1 protein-coding gene is annotated in these 653 nt (G+C 47.8%); it reads right to left on the bottom strand.

What is annotated here, in order from left to right:
* Positions 1–653, bottom strand: a 653-nt coding sequence (locus ACSVH6_RS13585; protein WP_438079402.1) for a hypothetical protein, incomplete at both ends; no start/stop codon positions are given.

Below are 653 nucleotides of genomic sequence, written 5' to 3'. Positions count from 1 at the left end.
GTTTGTCTCGGACCGTCATCCATGCTGTACTCATACAATCCGTAACCGTCATTGGTTACCGTAATAATCTGATTCTCGGCAAAGGCATTGGTTACGGTATACTCCAGATTGGCCGCGATACCCGATTTGATTACATCAAAGGTCGATAACTCGGTAATCACCGAAGTACAACCCAACAGCGGAGGATTGATACTCACAGCCTCTACCGTATACACCACATGATCCGCATTAAGGTCCATGGTCGTTACGGCAAACGTAGCACCGTGCTGAGACTGCAGTACTCCGTCGGCATACCAGTTAAAGGTATAGTTCGCAGCCGTAATGCCACTGTCCAGAATCAAATCATTGGTCACCTGAGTCGTATTCCATTGTACACACGCAATATGACTGCCCGTGTTGCTGGTGATTACCGGCTTAGCCAGTTTCTCTATCGTTACTTTAAAAGAATCTAATTCATAACAACCCGTTAGTGTATTCTCTACTCTGACCCAGTAAGTACCGCTGTGTACCTGGTAGGTATCCAGATCGGTCAGTGCTGCATTGGAGATGCCCGCATCAGCCGATGCCTGGTTGTCGTAGAACTCCACGATGTAAGTCGGTGCTGTTTGAGTAGCTCCCAATACCGTATCCACATAACCCGCTAAACTCGGTAG

Source organism: Flavobacterium sp. XGLA_31 (assembly GCF_051547105.1).
Taxonomy (GTDB): Bacteria; Bacteroidota; Bacteroidia; order Flavobacteriales; family Flavobacteriaceae; genus Flavobacterium.
Note: the sequence above shows the minus strand (reverse complement) of the source record. Positions and strands in the feature narration are given on the sequence as shown.